Genomic DNA, 16,598 nt, shown 5'->3' on the forward strand with positions numbered 1-16,598 from the left:
CGACGAGGTTGATAGGTTCGGGGTGGAAGCACAGCAATGTGTGGAGCTGACGAATACTAATCGGTCGAGGGCTTATCCTACGGCTAAGGATGATTGAACAGTTACTTTCGTATCCAGTTTTCAAGGTGCAAAACGTCTTGAAATGCATGGTTGCGTCTTTACTGAAGCGATTCAGGAAGCGTATCCAGCGAAGAACGCTATATTCCCTGATAGCTCAGTTGGTAGAGCACTCGACTGTTAATCGAGTTGTCACAGGTTCGAGTCCTGTTCGGGGAGCCATTTCTTGGAGAAGTACCCAAGTGGCTCAAGGGGACCCTCTGCTAAGGGGTTAGACTGCGTAAGTGGTGCGAGGGTTCGAATCCCTCCTTCTCCGTACGAACTTTTTCTACATAACTAAGGCCCGTTGGTCAAGGGGTTAAGACACCTCCCTTTCACGGAGGTAACAGGGGTTCGAATCCCCTACGGGTCACCATTTTCTTTTAACGACGCGGGGTGGAGCAGCCCGGTAGCTCGTCGGGCTCATAACCCGAAGGCCGCAGGTTCAAATCCTGCCCCCGCAACCAATCCATATTTGATGGATATTATGTAAACCTACGTGCCGTTGTAGCTCAACTGGTAGAGCAACTGACTTGTAATCAGTAGGTTGGGGGTTCAAGTCCTCTCGACGGCACCATTTTTTTGCGGAAGTGGCTCAGCGGTAGAGCATCGCCTTGCCAAGGCGAGGGTCGCGGGTTCGATTCCCGTCTTCCGCTCCATTATCACGGGATGTAGCTCAGCTTGGTAGAGCACCTGGTTTGGGACCAGGGGGTCGCATGTTCAAATCGTGTCATCCCGACCATCTTATTAATAAAGTAAACCGAACTCCATATGAGTGTCGGTTTTTTTTGTTGTCTCATGAAATCTATAAAAGGAAACACGCAGAATAGTGGCGGTTAGCCAATTTCCTGCGTGTTTTTTCACTTGTGGATAATTGGATTGATAATGGTCAACTGGCTCGAGACTGAATGCATTTGTCTATTTGCCTTCGGAACAAGCTGCTGCCGTGCCTAACATATATTTGACGCCAATGCCGGGCAATTCGCTTTTCTAAGATTCAAGGAGCAGCTCGCCTTTCTTCCTCTATGTTATCTACGCCGGACCATATACGGTCGATTCGTACCTGGTACGTGTCCATGCTCGTATTCATCGATACGAGATCGCCGCATGAGCGCATGAGCAGCTGTTCCGCAATTGGCGAATAGAAAGAAATGCGATTACTGTCGGGCTGTGCTTCTTCAGGAAATACGATCGTAAAGGATTCGGTCATGCCGTCATCCATATACGTGACTGTCACCCCGCATCCGATCAGCACAATATCGCGCCATTCGTCAGTCGGGCGCTCCAGCAGCTTCTCCAGCATGCTGGTATAGGAAGAGAGCAGCTTCTCCACTTGGGTTCTTCTGCTTCCAAATTCGGGGAAATACGCGCCAAGAAAAAGATCCTTCTCATCGCGCAGCGAAATAAGCTGTTGAAGGTACGTCTCCTTCAGCGCTATATATTCAGGCCTATGGTTCATAGTAGATATCACCTCCTATATGTTTGGCACGTGCATGGAAGGTCAAGCGATTTATCTTTCTCATGTCCAATTCCTCCTTGGATAGTAATAAAGGCCACCTGCGAGGGCAGAGGCCTTGTAACCAGTGTAGCAAATTAGCACAGGAATACAACCCTTCCGGCCGAATCCTTCGGAATAGCGCAGGGCAATAAAGGAAATAGTAAACGCATGTCGATTGAACCGCAAAAACCGATTGTCTAACGTGAAAATAGGATATGAGAGGAGAGTACATTTTGTACAGAAAGATTAAGAAACTTATCGCAGCAACTCTGCTGATCGCAGCTGTTGTTGGAGGCCCTATCGCTGTACAGGCACAACCTGGAGTCTTCCATTTCGGATTCAAAAAGAGCGTAGACGGTAGGCTGCCTTCCATTGACGAGGAAGGATTCAAGCCCATTATTACGAAGCATGGAGCGTTATTTTTAGGCGATACAACGCGCAAAGAACTGTTCCTGACGTTCGATAACGGCTACGAAAACGGACTAACCGCCAAAATCCTGGATGTTCTGAAGGACAAACAGGTACCGGCTACGTTTTTTGTCACTGGACATTACATTAAGGACCAGCCGGAACTTCTGAAACGTATGGCGGCAGAGGGGCATATTATCGGCAACCATTCTTGGAGCCATCCCGATATGTCCCAGCTGTCAGAAGAAGCGATTCGTACCGAGCTGGAGAAGGTGAAGGAACAGGTTCACGCAGTGACCGGACAGCAGGGAATGGCTTATTTGAGACCGCCGAGAGGCATTTTTAACGAAAGAGTGCTGTCTGCGAGCAAAAGCTCAGGCTATACCAGCGTCTTCTGGTCGATCGCCTACAAGGACTGGGATGTCAGAGCGCAGAAGGGCGCGTCATACGCCTTCCAGCAAGTGACGAAGCAGTTGCACCCGGGCGCAATCCTGCTGCTGCATTCCGTATCGCAGGATAATGCGGATGCGCTTGGGAGTATCATAGACGAAGCGAGACGGCAAGGCTATGAGTTTAAAAGCTTGCCCGAGCTGACGCAGGCTGCCGAGCCGGCACCTGCACCAGCTCCTCAGACTGCACCATAGCTCGATAGAAAGCCTCAAGCCCCCGGACCTAACGGTACCGGGGGCTTGGTTGTATATGGACGCCGCACGTTCGCTTATTAGCCCGGAATGCCTTCGCGCTTACGGAAAAATGATTTCAGCGCGTTGTACACCTCGCCTTTTTCTTTAATGACATAATACATAAAATGCTGAAGATTAATATGTTTGTACGCGGACATGAGCGTACTGGAGCGATTATACTGATTGACCTCGCCATAGCCGAACAAATTCGATCGCTTGAGCAGCTCACCGATCAGCTTGACGCAGCGTTCGTTGTCACTGGTCAGATTGTCGCCGTCGGAGAAGTGGAAGGGGTAAATATTGTATAGGCTCGGACTGAATCGGCTGTCGATGATCTCCAACGCTTTCATATACGCCGAGGAGCAGATCGTGCCGCCGCTCTCACCTCGTGTGAAAAATTCTTCCTCGCTCACTTCCTTCGCCTCTGTGTGGTGGGCAATGAACACAATATCCACTTTCTCGTATTGATGGCGCAGAAAGCGCGTCATCCAGAAGAAGAAGCTGCGGGCTACATACTTCTCGAACGAACCCATCGAGCCCGATGTGTCCATCATGGCCAGAATGACCGCATTGGATTGCGGCTTGACGATTTCCTCCCATGTCTTGTAGCGCAGATCATCCGGGCTAATGCCATGGATGCCGGGCTGTCCTGATGTGGCATTGCGCCGCAGGTTTTCGATTATTGTGCGCTTCTTGTCGATATTGGACATGATGCCTTTCTTGCGGATATCGTTGAACCGGATTTCTTTCGTTTCGAGCTGATCCTTGTCCTTCTGCTTCAGGAATGGAAGCTCCAATTCCTCGAAGAGCATCGTCTCCAGCTCCGCCAAGGAAATCTCCGCCTCAATGACATCTTCGCCAGGCTGGTCCCCGGCGCCTTCCCCTTTGCCGCCCTTTTTGGCCGCCTGCGGATCTACTCCGAGTACATCGCCAACCTGGCTGTCTCCGTCGCCTTGGCCGACATGCTTGTTTTTATTGTAATTATAAACAAAGCGGTATTCATCCAGGCTCCGAATCGGCACCTTAATTACTTGCTTGCCGTCAGACATGACAATGCTTTCTTCAGATACGAGATCGGGCAAGTTTTGCTTGATAGCCTCGCGTACTTTTTGCTGATGGCGGGCTTGGTCCTGATACCCCTTGCGGTGCAGCGACCAATCCTCGTGCGAAACAATGAACATGCCGTTGTCAGCTGGACTCATTTTCGGAGCACCTCCCTCGCTTATTTGTTTGTTGTTAATCAATATATTCAAGTGGCGAGCGGTTATGTGAACGAATTGAGTCCAATTCTATTAATCTGTTAGACAAGCCGGGACTGCCGCCGCGAAAACCTAGCTACGCAGCGCGTCGTGGTGATAGAATAATAGGAAGGACTGCGGCGGCATGCCGCGGGAGGGGAAGTGAAGGAATGAAGCTGTTACATACGGCGGATTGGCATCTGGGCAAGCTGATCCACGGTGTTTATATGACGGAGGACCAGAGGCATGTGCTGGAGCAAATGATGGACGCGATTCGGATCGAGAAGCCGGATGCGGTGATCATCGCTGGCGATCTGTACGATAGAGCTGTGCCGCCTACGGAGGCGGTCGAACTGCTGGATGACGCGCTTCGGCGGATTGTGATTGATCTGGAGACACCAGTGCTAGCTATCTCGGGCAATCACGACAGCCCTGACCGGATCAGCTTCGGCACAAGCATGATGGAAAGCCGCGGGTTGTACTTGGCGGGCCAGCTGCGGGAAGACGGGCAGCCTGTCGTGCTTCGCGATGAGTATGGCGAGGTTCACTTCCATCTGGTCCCCTATGCGGACCCTGCGCAGATCAGGCATCGCCTTGGCGATGAAGCGATTCGGTCGCATGATGACGCTATGCACGCGATTGTAAGCCGACTGGAGCAGACGATGGACCCTTCAGCCAGACATGTGCTGATCGGACATGCGTTCATTACGCCTACCGGCGAATCCGCCGATAATACGAGCGAATCGGAACGACCGCTCGCGATTGGCGGCGCGGAGCATGTGAGCGCAGCTCATTTTCGTCCGTTTCACTATGTGGCGTTAGGCCATCTGCATCAGGCGCACTATGTAAGGTATGAACATATACGTTACGCGGGTTCCCCGCTGAAATATTCGATTTCGGAAGAGAAGCATAACAAGGGTTATCTCATGGTGGATCTGGACAAGGACGGACAAGCGACGGTGGAGAAAAGAGAGCTGCGCCCCCTGCGCGATATGAGACGGGTGGAGGCGACCTTGGAGGAGTTGGAGCAGCATGAGGTATGCGACGATTACGTCTTTGTCACGCTGCTAAGCGATCATCCTGTCCTGTTCCCGATGGAGAAGGTGAGGGCCGTCTATCCGAATGCAATGCATGTGGAGAGAAGAACAAGGACGGCGGCTGTGGAGCACGCCGCATCGGGGTCGGCCGGTTCGGATGCTGCGCCGAGGCGCAGCGAGAGCGACCCGGCAGAGCTGTTTGCCGCTTTTTATGAAGAAGTGAAGGGCATTCCGCTGACAAAAGAGAAACGGATGCTGTTTGAGCGGGAATTCGGCGCGCTTCAGCAAGCGAGCGGAGGTGAAGCATGAGACCGCTGCGCTTAATGATGAGAGCTTTTGGCCCTTATCGGGACGAGGAAATAATCGACTTTACGAAGCTTGGCGATCGCAGGCTGTTTGTCATCTCGGGTAATACAGGAGCGGGGAAAACCTCAATCTTTGATGCGATATGCTATGCCCTGTACGGGACGGCCAGCGGCGAGGACAGATCTGATCCCCGTATGTTGCGCAGCCACTTTGCCGATGATGAGACGCACACGGCTGTTGAGCTGGACTTTTCAGCAGGCGCCAAACAATATCGCGTTCATCGTCAAATGAAGCATCGTAAAGGCGGCAACCGGAGCGAAACAGGCGAGAAGACCGAGCTCTACGAGCTGAAGGATGGCACTGCCATTCCGGCGGTCGACCGGTTCATTACAACGGAAGTGAACGCGAGGCTGCTTGCTATCGTCGGCTTGACCAAGGATCAGTTCAGCCAGATCGTCATGCTGCCGCAAGGCGAATTCCGCAAGCTGCTTACGTCCGATACGGACAATAAGGAAGAGATATTGCGCCGAATATTTCGAACGGAATTGTACGAGAAGCTGGAGGCCAGATTCCAACAGCGCAACCGCGAGCTGCAGGATCGGTTGAAGGAGGCGCGGTCCGCATCTTCCGCGATGATGCGGCAAGCGCAGGAGACGTTCCCAGTCCGGGCGGACAGCAAGCTTGCAGATACATTCTCTCAGGAGGTATATAGCACAGCGCAAGTATGGGAAGGTTTGACTGGCGAGGCCGGCTATTACCGGGACCAGGCCGAGCAAGCCCGCGAGAGCAAGCTGAAGCTGTCGGCAGAGATGGACGCGAAGCAAGAGGAGCTGAGGAGAGCTCAAGACATCAACGCCAAGCATGACGAGCTGGGGGCGAAGCGTTCGCAATTGGCCGGGCTTGTGGAGCAGGAGCCGGCGTTCAAGCAGCAAGAGCAAAGACTGGAGCTTGCAAAGAAAGCGGCGTCGCTGCTTCCTTACCAGGAGCAAGCCGATCAGGCGTTGCAGGCTAAGCGGAGCAAGCAAGAGGCATTAGAGAGCCGAGAAGCTGCGCTGCGCACCGCCGAAGCCGAGTGGGCGGGTTCGCAAGCGGCTCATCGCGAGGAAGCGGACAGAGAGCCTCTGCGCAGAAGCACCGAACGCGAGCTTGTACAATTGCAGGAGCTTAAGCCTATTGTAGCTTCTTTAAGCGAGCAACAGAAACAAGTCGGCGAATTGACCCGGCTGGAGACGCAAGCGAGAGAGAAGTTAACCCTTAACGAACAATCCATGGTGAAGCTGCGTGAACAGAGAGCACACATGCAGTCGGAGCTTAAGGCGATGGATGTATCTGCCGTCAAGCTTCCGGGCGAGCTGGAGAAGCTGAGAACGGTGGAACAGCAGGGGAAAGCGGTCAAACGCCTGATGGATGTGACTGAAGAGCGCGTGCGCTGGGTTCAGCTAGAGCAAGAAGGCATGCGTGCGCTGGAGCTTGCGGCAGCCGAGCATGAACGGGCGGAGCAGCTGTGGCTGGAGGGGCAAGCAAGCTTGTTGGCCATACATTTAACGACAGGTGCGCCATGTCCGGTATGCGGAAGCACGGAGCATCCTTCCAAAGCCCATGCAGAAGGCGGCGAGCTTCCTTCGAAGGAAAAGCTGAAGCATACCAAAGATACATTAAACGCGATTCAGAATGAGCTGATCTCAGCGAAAGCTCAGGCTGCCTCAGCAGCTGCATCCCATTTGGCCTTGCTTGAGGAGCTGGAAGAGCTGGGCATCGATCTGGAAAAAGAGAGCTCCGCCGAGCGGTTGCTGGACGTCTTGCGTGAACGCCAAGGGGAACTGCGGGTTTTGTGGCGCCAGTATAAGGATGCAGCGGATCAGCTTCAAGCAGACGCTAAGCGGGCCGAGGAATGGCGAGCTTCACTGGGGAAAGCAGAAGAGGAGCTGGCCCGCCTTGAGCCGGAGCGGGAGGGATTGCAAACGGAGCTGCAGCGGCTTGCTGTGGAGCGGTCTGCAGGGCAGGCTTCCCTAGCGAAGGAACTGGAGCGAATTCCGGACAGTCTGAGAAGCCCGGAAGCGCTGGAAGTCCGGACAATGGAACAGAATGCTCTGTTCCGCGGGATGGAGCAAGCCTGGGCGACTGTCCAGACTCGGCTTCAGCGGGCTGCCTCCAGCGTATCGGAGTGCAAGGCACATGCCGAACAGGCTGCAAGCGCGCTGGCGGAAGCGTTGGAGCGGGGGGCCAGCGCCGCCAAGCGGCTAGAGCAGGAATGGCAGGAAGCGGGCTTCTCCTCGCACGATGCGTATCGCTCGGCGCTCATGAACGATGCAGAGAGCAGACGCGTCCGGGAAGCAATCGAAGCCTATCGTTCTGCAATTGCAGCGGTGAGAGAGCGGCTGCTGACGCTGGAGCAAGAGCTTGTGAGCCAGCCAAGATACGATACAAATGAGCTCTTGTCCGCCATTGCAGCCACTAAGGAAAGTTACGAAGCCTCCGTTGGACAAGAGAGCCGCTCCCGTCGGTATGAAGAAGAGGCGACCCGGCTTGCCGAGTCGATCCGGCGTGCAGGCGAGCAGATGGCAGGGCTTGAGCAGGAGATGGAAGGCGTTCTGGACCTCTATTCCATGCTGAAGGGGGACAATGCGCTGAAAATGTCCTTTGAGCGCTACATTCTGATCGAATATCTGGATCAGATTCTGAATATGGCGAATGTGCGGTTGAAGGAGCTGTCAGGTGGACAGTATGAGCTTCAGCGCAGCGACAGGCTGGAGACAAGGGGCAAGCAGAGCGGACTGGGCCTGGATGTCTACGATGCGTATACGGGCCAGCTCCGCGATGTGAAGTCATTGTCGGGCGGCGAGAAGTTCAATGCGTCCTTATGCCTTGCGCTTGGCATGACGGATGTCATTCAGGCGCATCAGGGAGGCATCTCTATCGAGATGATGCTGATTGACGAGGGCTTTGGTTCACTTGACGAAGAGTCGCTGCACAAGGCGGTGGCGGCGCTAGTCGATCTGCAGAAGGCAGGCCGGATGATCGGTGTGATCTCCCACGTCGCGGAATTAAAAGAAGCGTTCCCCGCATGTCTGGAAGTAAGCAAGTCCAGGGAAGGCTACAGCCGCACTTCGATTTTGCTGAAGCATTAAGCGAGAATAGAAAAGACCCGCCTTACCTGCCCTCTGGCAAGGTAAAGCGGGTCTATCATGCGGGATCGTGATTAAACGGCATTCGCTACGCCGAGAATGAGCATAAAGCCAGAGCCGAAAGTGATCAGGCCGTTCAGCACGATACCGATGATGCTGAATACCTTCTTGCGGTTTCTCATGCAAGCGCCGATAATGCCAAGCACTAATCCGATAAAGGCAATGCCGATAGCGAGAAATATGACAAGGCTGCCGAAAACCAAACCTTCGAAGCCTTCTCCGTTGCTGTCCATAATCCGTTGTTGAAGCTCTTCTTGCGAAGTCATGTTCATAAATTCAGGCAAGCTGGATGCGATCAGGATAATAGCTAATATAAAAGTAAGCAGCGCAACCAAAGCTAATACAAAGGACGAGATGCCGAGTCCTGAATGCTTCTTGACGATAGGCCCTTGTCCGTAAGGAGGTCCGCCTGCCGGCGAAAACCCGGTGAAAGGCTGCCCCTGATCTGATTGCTGCCCCTGCTGCTGATTGTGCTGGTTTGGATTGTCGTTCATGCTTATGTAGTCCCCTTCCAGTAGTTTGGTAAAATTATACACAATAAAGAGAGGATTGAAAACCGATGTTCCAAAAATATTTTATAATCGGCGCTGTGAATGCGGCGCTTGCTATTGCGCTTGGCGCTTTTGGCGCACATGGATTGGAAGGCAAGGTAACCGATCATTATTTGGATGTATTCGAAACTGGCGTGAGATACCATATGTACAGCGCGCTTGGCCTTATGCAGATCGCTCTGCTTGACAAGGCGCTTGGCGGCAGCCGCAAAGTGCTGATAGGAGGAAGGCTGATCTTTGCAGGCACGGTTATTTTTAGCGGCAGCCTTTATATTTTGACATTGACGGGCTTCTCGAAGCTGGGCATGATTACGCCTATTGGCGGAGTTGCCATGATTGCGGGATGGGTCTTTGTAATCGCAGGAGCAGCCAAACAAGCTTCGAAGTGAGGATTATTGTCTTATAATCGAACAGTTTTCGACAGAAACCGATCATTTTTGGATATTTTTTATAAAATGTTAGCAAATATTTCTATGCCAATTCGTCCATTTCGTTTATAATGTACCTAGCTATCACTTGACCGACTTAAGAGGAAGGAAGTTTGTGTGTGGCGAAACAAATGGAAGATTGGGCTGAAACGAAGAAGCAGCCGCGCACGCTGCTGATGCTGAGCGAATCATGGGCGATAAGCTCATGGATAGCGGCCATCGCAGCGATATGGATTATAGTATCCTTTCTGGTTATTTCCAATGCAATGTACAGATGGGCTTCACTTGCTGTAGCGGTCTCACTGCTGGCCACAGCTGTTATCGTCTTCTTCAAACGCAATTCCATGGGCAACTTCCATAAATACCATACCGCCATCGTTGAGACGCTTCTTCGTTCCGAGGCCGTTCCTCTCGCTGTTTTGAATCGCGCGGGCGAGCTGGTGGAGATGAATGAAGCTTCAAGCCGCATGCTGGGCTACCAACGGTCCGAGATGATCGGGGAGCCCATGATACGTATGGTCGATCCAGCCAGCAGAGTATTGCTTCAAGAATCGATTGACAGGGCGCTTAACGGAGAGACGAACCAAAACAATATCCACATTACGCATCGTTCGGGTTTTCCGCTTGAACTGCAGGTGGTCTACGCACCAATGCTGCAGGAGGGTGAAGTAATCGGGACCGTAATGATCAGCCAGGATTTAAGTGACCGGAAGCGCAACGTCGAGCGTATTCGTTACATGGCGTATTATGACGATATGACGGGTTTGCCTAATCGTACGCTGTTCCAGATGAAGCTGACAGAGAGCTTGTCCAGAGCCAAGGAAGACGAACGGATTGTTGGAATCTGCTATTTGGATCTTGACCGCTTTAAGCTTGTGAATGCGTCTTTCGGTCGGGAATTCGGAGATATGCTGCTAATGCAAGTCGCCGAGCGGCTGAACAGAGGATTGTCGGAGCAAGACTTCGTAGCCAGAATGGAAGGCGACGAATTCGCCTTGCTTATTACTTCCATTCAGTCCGAGGATGAGCTGTTGGAGTATTCCAAACACATATTGAAATCGATTGAGGAGCCTTATGAGCTAAAGGGCTTCCCCCTACATATTACGGCCAGCATCGGCCTGGTTACAAGCCTGAACAATCAGGATGACGGGTATACGCTGTTCAAGAAAGCGGATATGGCGCTCGTCAAAGCGAAGGAGAGCGGCAAAAACGATTGCCTGCTCTATTCCGACAGCTGGAGCAATTCCTCCTTCGAGCGTCTCAAGCTGCAGCATGAGATGTATCGTGCCATTCAGCGAAGTGAATTCGTGCTTCATTATCAGCCGCAATATGATTTGACCAGCGGGCGCATGGTTGGCGTCGAGGCGCTGGTTCGTTGGAAGCATCCCGTCCGAGGACTGCTTTCGCCCGGGACCTTCATTCCGCTTGCGGAAGAAAGCGGTATGATCGTCCAGATCGGCGATTGGGTGCTGGAGGAAGCTTGCCGCCAGAACAAAGCGTGGCAGGATGCGGGATTGCAGCCAATGCCGGTTGCGGTCAATCTGTCCATTCGTCAATTCCTGCAGCATGATCTGGCAAGCCGCATTGCGGAAGTGCTGGAGAAGACAGGACTTGAACCGAAGTATCTGGACCTGGAAATTACAGAGTCGATGACGATCGATGTTGGACTGGTGTCACGCTGCTTGCTCGCCATTACGGACCTCGGCGTAGGCATTAGCGTAGACGACTTCGGGACGGGCTACAGCTCGTTCCACTACTTGAAGAACTTCCCGATTGACCGTCTGAAGATCGACCGCTCCTTCGTCAGAGACATTCAGCAAGATCCTAGCGATGCGGAGATTGTGGCCGCTATCATCGCGATGGCGCATAACTTGAACATTCAAGTTATAGCGGAAGGCGTGGAGACAGAGGAGCAGATGGAATTTCTGAAGAGGCATCAATGTGATGAAATGCAGGGATTCTATTGGAGCCCTCCGGTCTCCAGTGATAATATCGAAGAAATGCTTAAAGCAGGGTAATCGAGAACTGTTTCGCTGGCAGAGCGCTGCCGGCGGGCAGTTTTTTTATTGTCGGACAGTTGCCACGCTAATTGGCTATAAAAAGCAGCAAACCCGCTAACCGGGGAGATGACGGGTCATCCTCCCAAGGCAGCGGGTTTTTTTTTGATAATCAGGCTATGAAATCTTCAATTTCATTCATTCTGAACGTATAGACTTGCTTCTCGTCGACATGGTACACCGTGATCAAATTTTCCCGCTCATCGATATTAATGATTCGGCATGGAATGTTCAGCTTGATTCCAAGACCTCTATTGACAATTAAGCGGATCAGAGTGTTCGATTTCATAAACGTGCGAATGGGTCCAAAACCGTCAGATTCAGCCGAAATAGGGACTGTTGATTCCTTAGTATCAGGCTCTTGGGGGGGAAGGGGAACCGGGGTTGATCCGGATGCTTCCGCAAGCCTTTGGTCGATCAGGCTTCCTAATTGAATGCCGGAGGTGATACGGTAATCCGCCCATTCGGATCGATTCAAGCCTTGAATCAGCTTCTCCAGTGCGTCGGCGTGGTGTCCATCCTCCACCATAATTTCAACATTGAAGATGAAGGTTTGTTGCTGCTTGTTTAATTGCTTTTTTGTCATTTGCTTGCCTCCGCACTTGTGGTGATAGTCTAACTATACCATTATTTTGAGTAGTGATATAGACCTATATCTGACGTTTGACCACACTGGGTAAGATTCCCTGCATATACTGGTTATGCGGCAGAAAAGTCGCATAATTTGGGGGATAAAGGAGGTGGATGCGAGTTGATCAGAATGGTTCCATTCGTGCTCGAAAGCGGAGAGACCGTTCTTGGAGTGGAGGTGAAACTGCCGAAAACAACTCTCCTCTCCCTATCGACAGACCGGGGTTATATTATGTGCGGAGCATTGGACGTGTCGCTGCTGAATGATAAGCTGCGAGACCGCGAGATTATAGCAGGCCGCGCCGTCGGTGTAAGAACGTTGGAGGAATTGATCGGAGCGCCTTTGGAATCGGTTACGCATAAAGCGGAATCGCTTGGCATCGTTGCCGGTATGAAGGGTGCGGACGCTCTTCGTCTGATGCTATAGACGTTAAGAATGAATAAAGCCCCAAGCTGCGGCAGCTTGGGGCTTCGAATATTAATTGTGGAACAGCTTGCGCAGGTTCTCTTCGAAAGGCGCTGTTACGATGCCCTTCTCCGTAATGATAGCTGTCACGTATTCATGTGGCGTCACGTCGAAGGCAGGGTTATATACCTTAACTCCTTGCGGAGCGGTACGCTTCCCGAAGCCTTCCGTAATCTCTTCAGCATTCCGTTCTTCAATCGGAATCTCCGCTCCCGTAGGCGTAGAGAGATCGATTGTGGAGAGCGGACAAGCCACATAGAATGGAATGCCGTGCGCTTTGGCAAGAACGGCTACGCTGTAGGTGCCGATTTTGTTCGCCACATCGCCGTTAGCCGCTACGCGGTCTGTTCCGACGATAACCGCGTCTATCCAGCCCTTGAACATCACCATACCGGCCATGTTGTCACAGATGAGCGTGACATCGACTCCGGCTTGCTGAAGCTCGAACGCTGTGAGGCGGGCGCCTTGCAGTACAGGGCGAGTCTCATCCGCGAATACGCGAATATTCATGCCTTGCTCCTTTGCGAGATAGAAGGGAGCAAGCGCGGTGCCGTATTTCGCAGTGGCAAGTCCACCGGCGTTGCAGTGTGTCAAGACGCCCATGTCATCCTTGAACAATCCGAGCGCATGCTCGCCGATCAAGCGATTGGTTTCTTCGTCCTCGCTCTGAATGGCGATCGCCTCGTTCGTCAATGCTGCCTTAAGCTGGTCAAGGGATAGACCCTCGCCTGCGAACCGGTCTGCCGCAGCCTTCATCCGATCCAGTGCCCAGAAGAGATTGACGGCTGTCGGTCTGGAGGTAGCCAAATATTCGGCGTGCGTCTTCACACCAGCGATCCATTCTTCGGCGGTTGCCGCATCGCGGCTGCCTAGAACGACGCCATAAGCGGCTGCAATGCCGATAGCCGGAGCGCCTCGTACTTTAAGATGTCTAATCGCTTCCCAGACATCCTCGGATGTGGTAAGCGGCAAATAAACGATTTCTTCCGGCAGCAGCCGTTGGTCGAGCAAATCAAGTTGGTCGCCTGTCCAGATAACGGACTGCAAGCCTGCGTAATTTTCAGTCATGATGTTAGTTCCTCCCTGCGTCAATTGCAAGAGCCAATAGGCTAACCTTGCATTGCTGTTTCTGTTATATCAATCAGTTCTTGTATGGATTGTGCACTGCGATGGCGGCGGATCAGCTCCGTACCGATCGCAAGGGCGCCTCTCTGTGCCTGCTCACGAATCTCATCGCTTGGAATCTTGTCGATATCTGCGACGTGGGCAAGTCCGACAATCCGGCGCACGATCTTGCATCCGGCGAATCCGATGGTATCCTGAAGCAATCGGTGCATGTAGTAGTCTTGATAGCCCGCTGTGGAATTAGCCAGGCGATCGATGCCATGCTCATTCCAGAGGGCGCGGAATTTCCGGTCGAATTGAGTCCATACATCTTCAATCGTATCCAGCAGGTAACGACGGAAGTCCTTGCGGGCTTCATCGTCGCTTGTCCAATATTGTTGTCCGGCATAATTCAGTATCAGATTCGCGAAGATTGCTCCGACATCGAAGCCCATCGGTCCGAAATAAGCGAACTCGGGGTCGATTACCTTCGTGGAGGCTGGCGTAGCGAAGATGCTGCCCGTATGCAAGTCGCCATGCAGCAGCGCTTGAGCGTTCGTCAAGAACTTGTCCCGCAATATGGCTATTTCGAGATGCAGCGCGCTGTCATTGCGAAGCGCTTCCGCAGCATCTTCAATCGCTGACGGTATATTATTATTGGCCGACACGGTATAAGGATCGTCGAAGATCAGATCCTCTGTAATTTTGCACAGATCGGGATTAATGAAGTCCTTGACGCGCAGCTTCTTGTCTTGCTGGTTCATGCCGAGATCGGATGTATAGAACAGGGTGTTGGCCATGAACGTCGAGATATGATCCGCGAAGAGCGGATACTTCGTGCCGTTAATCAGGCCTTGCCTCATAATGATATGATCGCTTAGATCCTCCATGACGGTGAGTGACAGCTCCGGATCGTATTTGTACACGACCGGTACCAGCCCTGGAGCCAGCTTTCCTTCCAGAATCAGCTTCTCGCTCTCTATGCGCGCGCGGTCGAGCGTCAGAGGCCAGGACTCGCCTACAACCTTGGCGTATGGCAGCGCCTGCTTCATAATCAGGCTCTTGCCGCTCGCGCTATCCGTTATATGAAAGACGAGATTCAGATTGCCGTCCCCGATTTCCCGGCAAGCCAAATGAGCGCCCTCAGGGAAAAACCCGTCGATTCCGCTCGCGATTTCAATTGCTTCTTGTTCATTTAAGGCATGATACGTGGTCAGCTCGTCCACCTCCAATTTCTCTATTCGTTCCAATACCATGCCTAATAGTATAATGGATATTATTTCGCCATGGAATACCTTTAGGCGCCAATGATTGACTTCGCGGGCTGTTTTTTTCAAAATAGAGAGAGAGGAAGGCGGGCTTCAGGAAAGAACCGCCAAATGGATGGGGGAGCTGGGATGACAGAAGGTTTGACGCGCCAGACAATCGCACTTAAGGAATGGGCCGTTTCCGTAAAGGCGCTTCATGACGGAGAACAAATTATCGTGATGCGCAAGGGAGGCATCATCGAAGAAACACGGGATTTTCAACTTCTGAGTCAAAGCTTCTACTTAATGCCTGCTTATGAGCATCAGCGGAAGGAGCTGCTGAAGGAGGATTACCAAGGCGGGATGGACGAGACGCTGCGGGAATGGTCGCCGGAAGCCGACACCATCAAGCTGACCGCTTACGCGGTCGTGGAGCGGGACATTGAGATAACCGATCAGGAAACACTGGATAAGCTGCGCGAGATGCATATTTGGACCGATACATTCGCCGAGGAGCGCCTCAAGTGGAAAAAGAAAAATCCGCTTCACCTGCTGCTGCTGCGAGTGTACAAGCTCGAAGAACCGGTCTATGCGCCAATGCGGCCTGCTTATTCAGGATGTAAATCTTGGGTAAGAATAGAAGATGAGATGAAGCAGCCGGAGATGAATCCTGTGCTGACGCAAGCGCAGTTCGACAAGGAAACCGATCGAATCTTGTCCGCACTCGGAATTTAAGGGCGAATTTCTAGGGCTGAAGAGGGGAGCCTGTCAACTCGTACGTTGATTTATAACTAAAGTTATATTAAAATGATTATTGAGAATCAGTGAGAATCAAAACACCTAATCTACGATAACTAACCTTGGAGGGATCAGTATAATATGGCAACACAATTTGTCATCGACGGCCTCAAAGCCGAGATCGAAGGAAAAGAGATTTTGAAGGGCATCAACCTTGAGATCAAAGGCGGAGAAATTCATGCCATCATGGGACCGAACGGTACGGGTAAAAGTACGCTGGCATCGGCTCTGATGGGTCATCCGAAATATGAAGTGACGGCAGGCAGCGCATCCATTGACGGCGAAGACCTGCTGGAGATGGAAGTAGACGAGAGAGCACGCGCAGGCCTGTTCCTGGCTATGCAGTATCCAAGTGAAATTCCTGGCGTAACGAACTCCGACTTCCTGCGCAGCGCAATTAATGCCCGCCGCGAGGAAGGCAATGAAATCTCCCTAATCAAATTCATTCGCCAAATGGAAGGCAAAATGAAAGAGTTGGAGATGAATCCTGAGTTCGCGCACCGTTACTTGAACGAAGGTTTCTCCGGCGGCGAGAAGAAGCGTAACGAAATTCTTCAAATGATGCTGCTTGATCCGAAAATCGTCGTGCTTGACGAGATCGACTCCGGTCTTGACATCGATGCGCTCCGCATCGTTGCGAACGGCGTGAACGCGATGCGTTCCGAAGAGCGCGGCTTCCTGATCATTACGCACTACCAGCGTTTGCTTAACTATATTACACCGGACTTCGTTCACGTGATGATGCAAGGGCGCATCGTGAAATCCGGCGGTCCTGAGCTTGCTCAGCGCCTGGAGAACGAAGGTTATGATTGGGTGAAGGAAGAACTAGGCATTACAGACGAAACCGTAGGCCAGGCTTAATTTAA

At 52.2% G+C, this 16,598-nt stretch carries 14 protein-coding genes and 7 tRNA genes; 15 read left to right on the plus strand and 6 right to left on the minus strand.

Annotated elements, in window-relative coordinates; all coding sequences use genetic code 11:
* Positions 1-203 precede the first annotated feature (203 nt).
* The 7 genes from ACFVSO_RS16250 to ACFVSO_RS16280 all read left to right on the plus strand — a co-directional run bounded on the left by ACFVSO_RS16250 (position 204) and on the right by ACFVSO_RS16280 (position 838).
* A tRNA-Asn gene (locus tag ACFVSO_RS16250) sits at positions 204-279 on the plus strand.
* Positions 280-285: 6 nt separating this feature from the next.
* Positions 286-373 (plus strand) — tRNA-Ser (locus ACFVSO_RS16255).
* A gap of 24 nt (positions 374-397) precedes the next feature.
* Positions 398-472: transfer RNA gene (locus ACFVSO_RS16260), tRNA-Glu, on the plus strand.
* Positions 473-486: 14 nt separating this feature from the next.
* Positions 487-563 (plus strand) — tRNA-Met (locus ACFVSO_RS16265).
* A gap of 34 nt (positions 564-597) precedes the next feature.
* Positions 598-673 (plus strand) — tRNA-Thr (locus ACFVSO_RS16270).
* Positions 674-680: 7 nt separating this feature from the next.
* A tRNA-Gly gene (locus ACFVSO_RS16275) sits at positions 681-755 on the plus strand.
* A gap of 6 nt (positions 756-761) precedes the next feature.
* Positions 762-838, plus strand: a tRNA-Pro gene (locus tag ACFVSO_RS16280).
* A gap of 255 nt (positions 839-1,093) precedes the next feature.
* Here ACFVSO_RS16280 and ACFVSO_RS16285 read toward each other — a convergent pair.
* Positions 1,094-1,555, minus strand: a complete 462-nt coding sequence (locus ACFVSO_RS16285; protein WP_387475366.1) for a GreA/GreB family elongation factor — start codon at positions 1,553-1,555, stop codon at positions 1,094-1,096.
* Positions 1,556-1,827: 272 nt separating this feature from the next.
* Between ACFVSO_RS16285 and pdaA the strand changes: the two genes are divergently transcribed.
* Positions 1,828-2,646, plus strand: coding sequence for a delta-lactam-biosynthetic de-N-acetylase (gene pdaA, locus ACFVSO_RS16290; RefSeq protein ID WP_387475368.1), 819 nt, complete (start codon positions 1,828-1,830; stop codon positions 2,644-2,646).
* Between the two features lie 77 nt (positions 2,647-2,723).
* Here the strand turns inward: pdaA and yhbH are convergent, their stop codons facing one another.
* Positions 2,724-3,887, minus strand: a complete 1,164-nt coding sequence (yhbH, locus tag ACFVSO_RS16295; RefSeq protein WP_387475370.1) for a sporulation protein YhbH — start codon at positions 3,885-3,887, stop codon at positions 2,724-2,726.
* Between the two features lie 206 nt (positions 3,888-4,093).
* Here yhbH and ACFVSO_RS16300 point away from each other — a divergent pair, with 206 nt between their 5' ends.
* Both ACFVSO_RS16300 and ACFVSO_RS16305 read left to right on the plus strand, forming a co-directional pair.
* Positions 4,094-5,269, plus strand: a complete 1,176-nt coding sequence (locus ACFVSO_RS16300) for an exonuclease SbcCD subunit D (RefSeq protein ID WP_387475372.1) — start codon at positions 4,094-4,096, stop codon at positions 5,267-5,269.
* The gene (locus tag ACFVSO_RS16305) at positions 5,266-8,394 is read left to right on the plus strand and encodes an AAA family ATPase (RefSeq protein ID WP_387475373.1); all 3,129 of its coding nucleotides are present in this window, start codon (positions 5,266-5,268) and stop codon (positions 8,392-8,394) included. Before ACFVSO_RS16300 ends, ACFVSO_RS16305 begins: the two co-directional genes overlap by 4 nt.
* Positions 8,395-8,465: 71 nt before the next feature.
* Here ACFVSO_RS16305 and ACFVSO_RS16310 read toward each other — a convergent pair whose 3' ends face one another.
* Positions 8,466-8,945, minus strand: a complete 480-nt coding sequence (locus tag ACFVSO_RS16310) for a hypothetical protein (protein WP_387475375.1) — start codon at positions 8,943-8,945, stop codon at positions 8,466-8,468.
* 65 nt (positions 8,946-9,010) lie between these two features.
* Between ACFVSO_RS16310 and ACFVSO_RS16315 the strand changes: the two genes are divergently transcribed.
* The gene (locus ACFVSO_RS16315) at positions 9,011-9,391 is read left to right on the plus strand and encodes a DUF423 domain-containing protein (protein ID WP_387475377.1); all 381 of its coding nucleotides are present in this window, start codon (positions 9,011-9,013) and stop codon (positions 9,389-9,391) included.
* A gap of 158 nt (positions 9,392-9,549) precedes the next feature.
* Positions 9,550-11,448: a putative bifunctional diguanylate cyclase/phosphodiesterase gene (locus ACFVSO_RS16320; protein WP_387475379.1), complete on the plus strand. Its 1,899-nt coding sequence runs from the start codon at positions 9,550-9,552 to the stop codon at positions 11,446-11,448.
* Between the two features lie 151 nt (positions 11,449-11,599).
* Here ACFVSO_RS16320 and ACFVSO_RS16325 read toward each other — a convergent pair whose 3' ends face one another.
* Complete coding sequence (locus ACFVSO_RS16325; RefSeq protein WP_387475381.1) at positions 11,600-12,073, minus strand: hypothetical protein; 474 nt, start codon at positions 12,071-12,073, stop codon at positions 11,600-11,602.
* Positions 12,074-12,238: 165 nt separating this feature from the next.
* On the opposite strand from ACFVSO_RS16325, the gene ACFVSO_RS16330 reads away from it, so the two are divergent.
* The gene (locus ACFVSO_RS16330) at positions 12,239-12,544 is read left to right on the plus strand and encodes a YunC family protein (protein ID WP_387475383.1); all 306 of its coding nucleotides are present in this window, start codon (positions 12,239-12,241) and stop codon (positions 12,542-12,544) included.
* A 51-nt stretch (positions 12,545-12,595) separates the two neighbouring features.
* Here the strand turns inward: ACFVSO_RS16330 and mtnA are convergent, their stop codons facing one another.
* Positions 12,596-13,651 carry an S-methyl-5-thioribose-1-phosphate isomerase gene (gene mtnA / locus ACFVSO_RS16335; protein WP_387475385.1) on the minus strand — a complete coding sequence of 352 codons (1,056 nt, stop codon included), beginning with the start codon at positions 13,649-13,651 and terminating at the stop codon, positions 12,596-12,598.
* A gap of 41 nt (positions 13,652-13,692) precedes the next feature.
* On the minus strand, positions 13,693-14,904 hold the full coding sequence (gene mtnK, locus ACFVSO_RS16340) for an S-methyl-5-thioribose kinase (RefSeq protein WP_387476205.1): 1,212 nt from the start codon (positions 14,902-14,904) through the stop codon (positions 13,693-13,695).
* 180 nt (positions 14,905-15,084) lie between these two features.
* On the opposite strand from mtnK, the gene ACFVSO_RS16345 reads away from it, so the two are divergent.
* Positions 15,085-15,669, plus strand: a complete 585-nt coding sequence (locus ACFVSO_RS16345) for a DUF1802 family protein (RefSeq protein ID WP_387475387.1) — start codon at positions 15,085-15,087, stop codon at positions 15,667-15,669.
* Between the two features lie 144 nt (positions 15,670-15,813).
* Positions 15,814-16,593 carry a Fe-S cluster assembly ATPase SufC gene (sufC, locus tag ACFVSO_RS16350; RefSeq protein WP_387475389.1) on the plus strand — a complete coding sequence of 260 codons (780 nt, stop codon included), beginning with the start codon at positions 15,814-15,816 and terminating at the stop codon, positions 16,591-16,593.
* Positions 16,594-16,598: the final 5 nt, after the last annotated feature.

The sequence above is a fragment of the Paenibacillus sp. NPDC057967 genome (assembly GCF_042887015.1).
GTDB lineage: Bacteria > Bacillota > Bacilli > Paenibacillales > Paenibacillaceae > Pristimantibacillus.

Excerpts from the sequence above, each read along its gene's own strand:
- mtnA (WP_387475385.1), bottom strand. The coding sequence starts at position 13,651 with ATGACTGAAAATTACGCAGGCTTGCAGTCCGTTATCTGGACAGGCGAC.
- sufC (WP_387475389.1), top strand. The coding sequence starts at position 15,814 with ATGGCAACACAATTTGTCATCGACGGCCTCAAAGCCGAGATCGAAGGA.
- ACFVSO_RS16305 (WP_387475373.1), top strand. The coding sequence starts at position 5,266 with ATGAGACCGCTGCGCTTAATGATGAGAGCTTTTGGCCCTTATCGGGAC.
- ACFVSO_RS16345 (WP_387475387.1), top strand. The coding sequence starts at position 15,085 with ATGACAGAAGGTTTGACGCGCCAGACAATCGCACTTAAGGAATGGGCC.
- ACFVSO_RS16325 (WP_387475381.1), bottom strand. The coding sequence starts at position 12,073 with ATGACAAAAAAGCAATTAAACAAGCAGCAACAAACCTTCATCTTCAAT.
- ACFVSO_RS16310 (WP_387475375.1), bottom strand. The coding sequence starts at position 8,945 with ATGAACGACAATCCAAACCAGCACAATCAGCAGCAGGGGCAGCAATCA.
- yhbH (WP_387475370.1), bottom strand. The coding sequence starts at position 3,887 with ATGAGTCCAGCTGACAACGGCATGTTCATTGTTTCGCACGAGGATTGG.
- ACFVSO_RS16300 (WP_387475372.1), top strand. The coding sequence starts at position 4,094 with ATGAAGCTGTTACATACGGCGGATTGGCATCTGGGCAAGCTGATCCAC.
- ACFVSO_RS16285 (WP_387475366.1), bottom strand. The coding sequence starts at position 1,555 with ATGAACCATAGGCCTGAATATATAGCGCTGAAGGAGACGTACCTTCAA.
- ACFVSO_RS16315 (WP_387475377.1), top strand. The coding sequence starts at position 9,011 with ATGTTCCAAAAATATTTTATAATCGGCGCTGTGAATGCGGCGCTTGCT.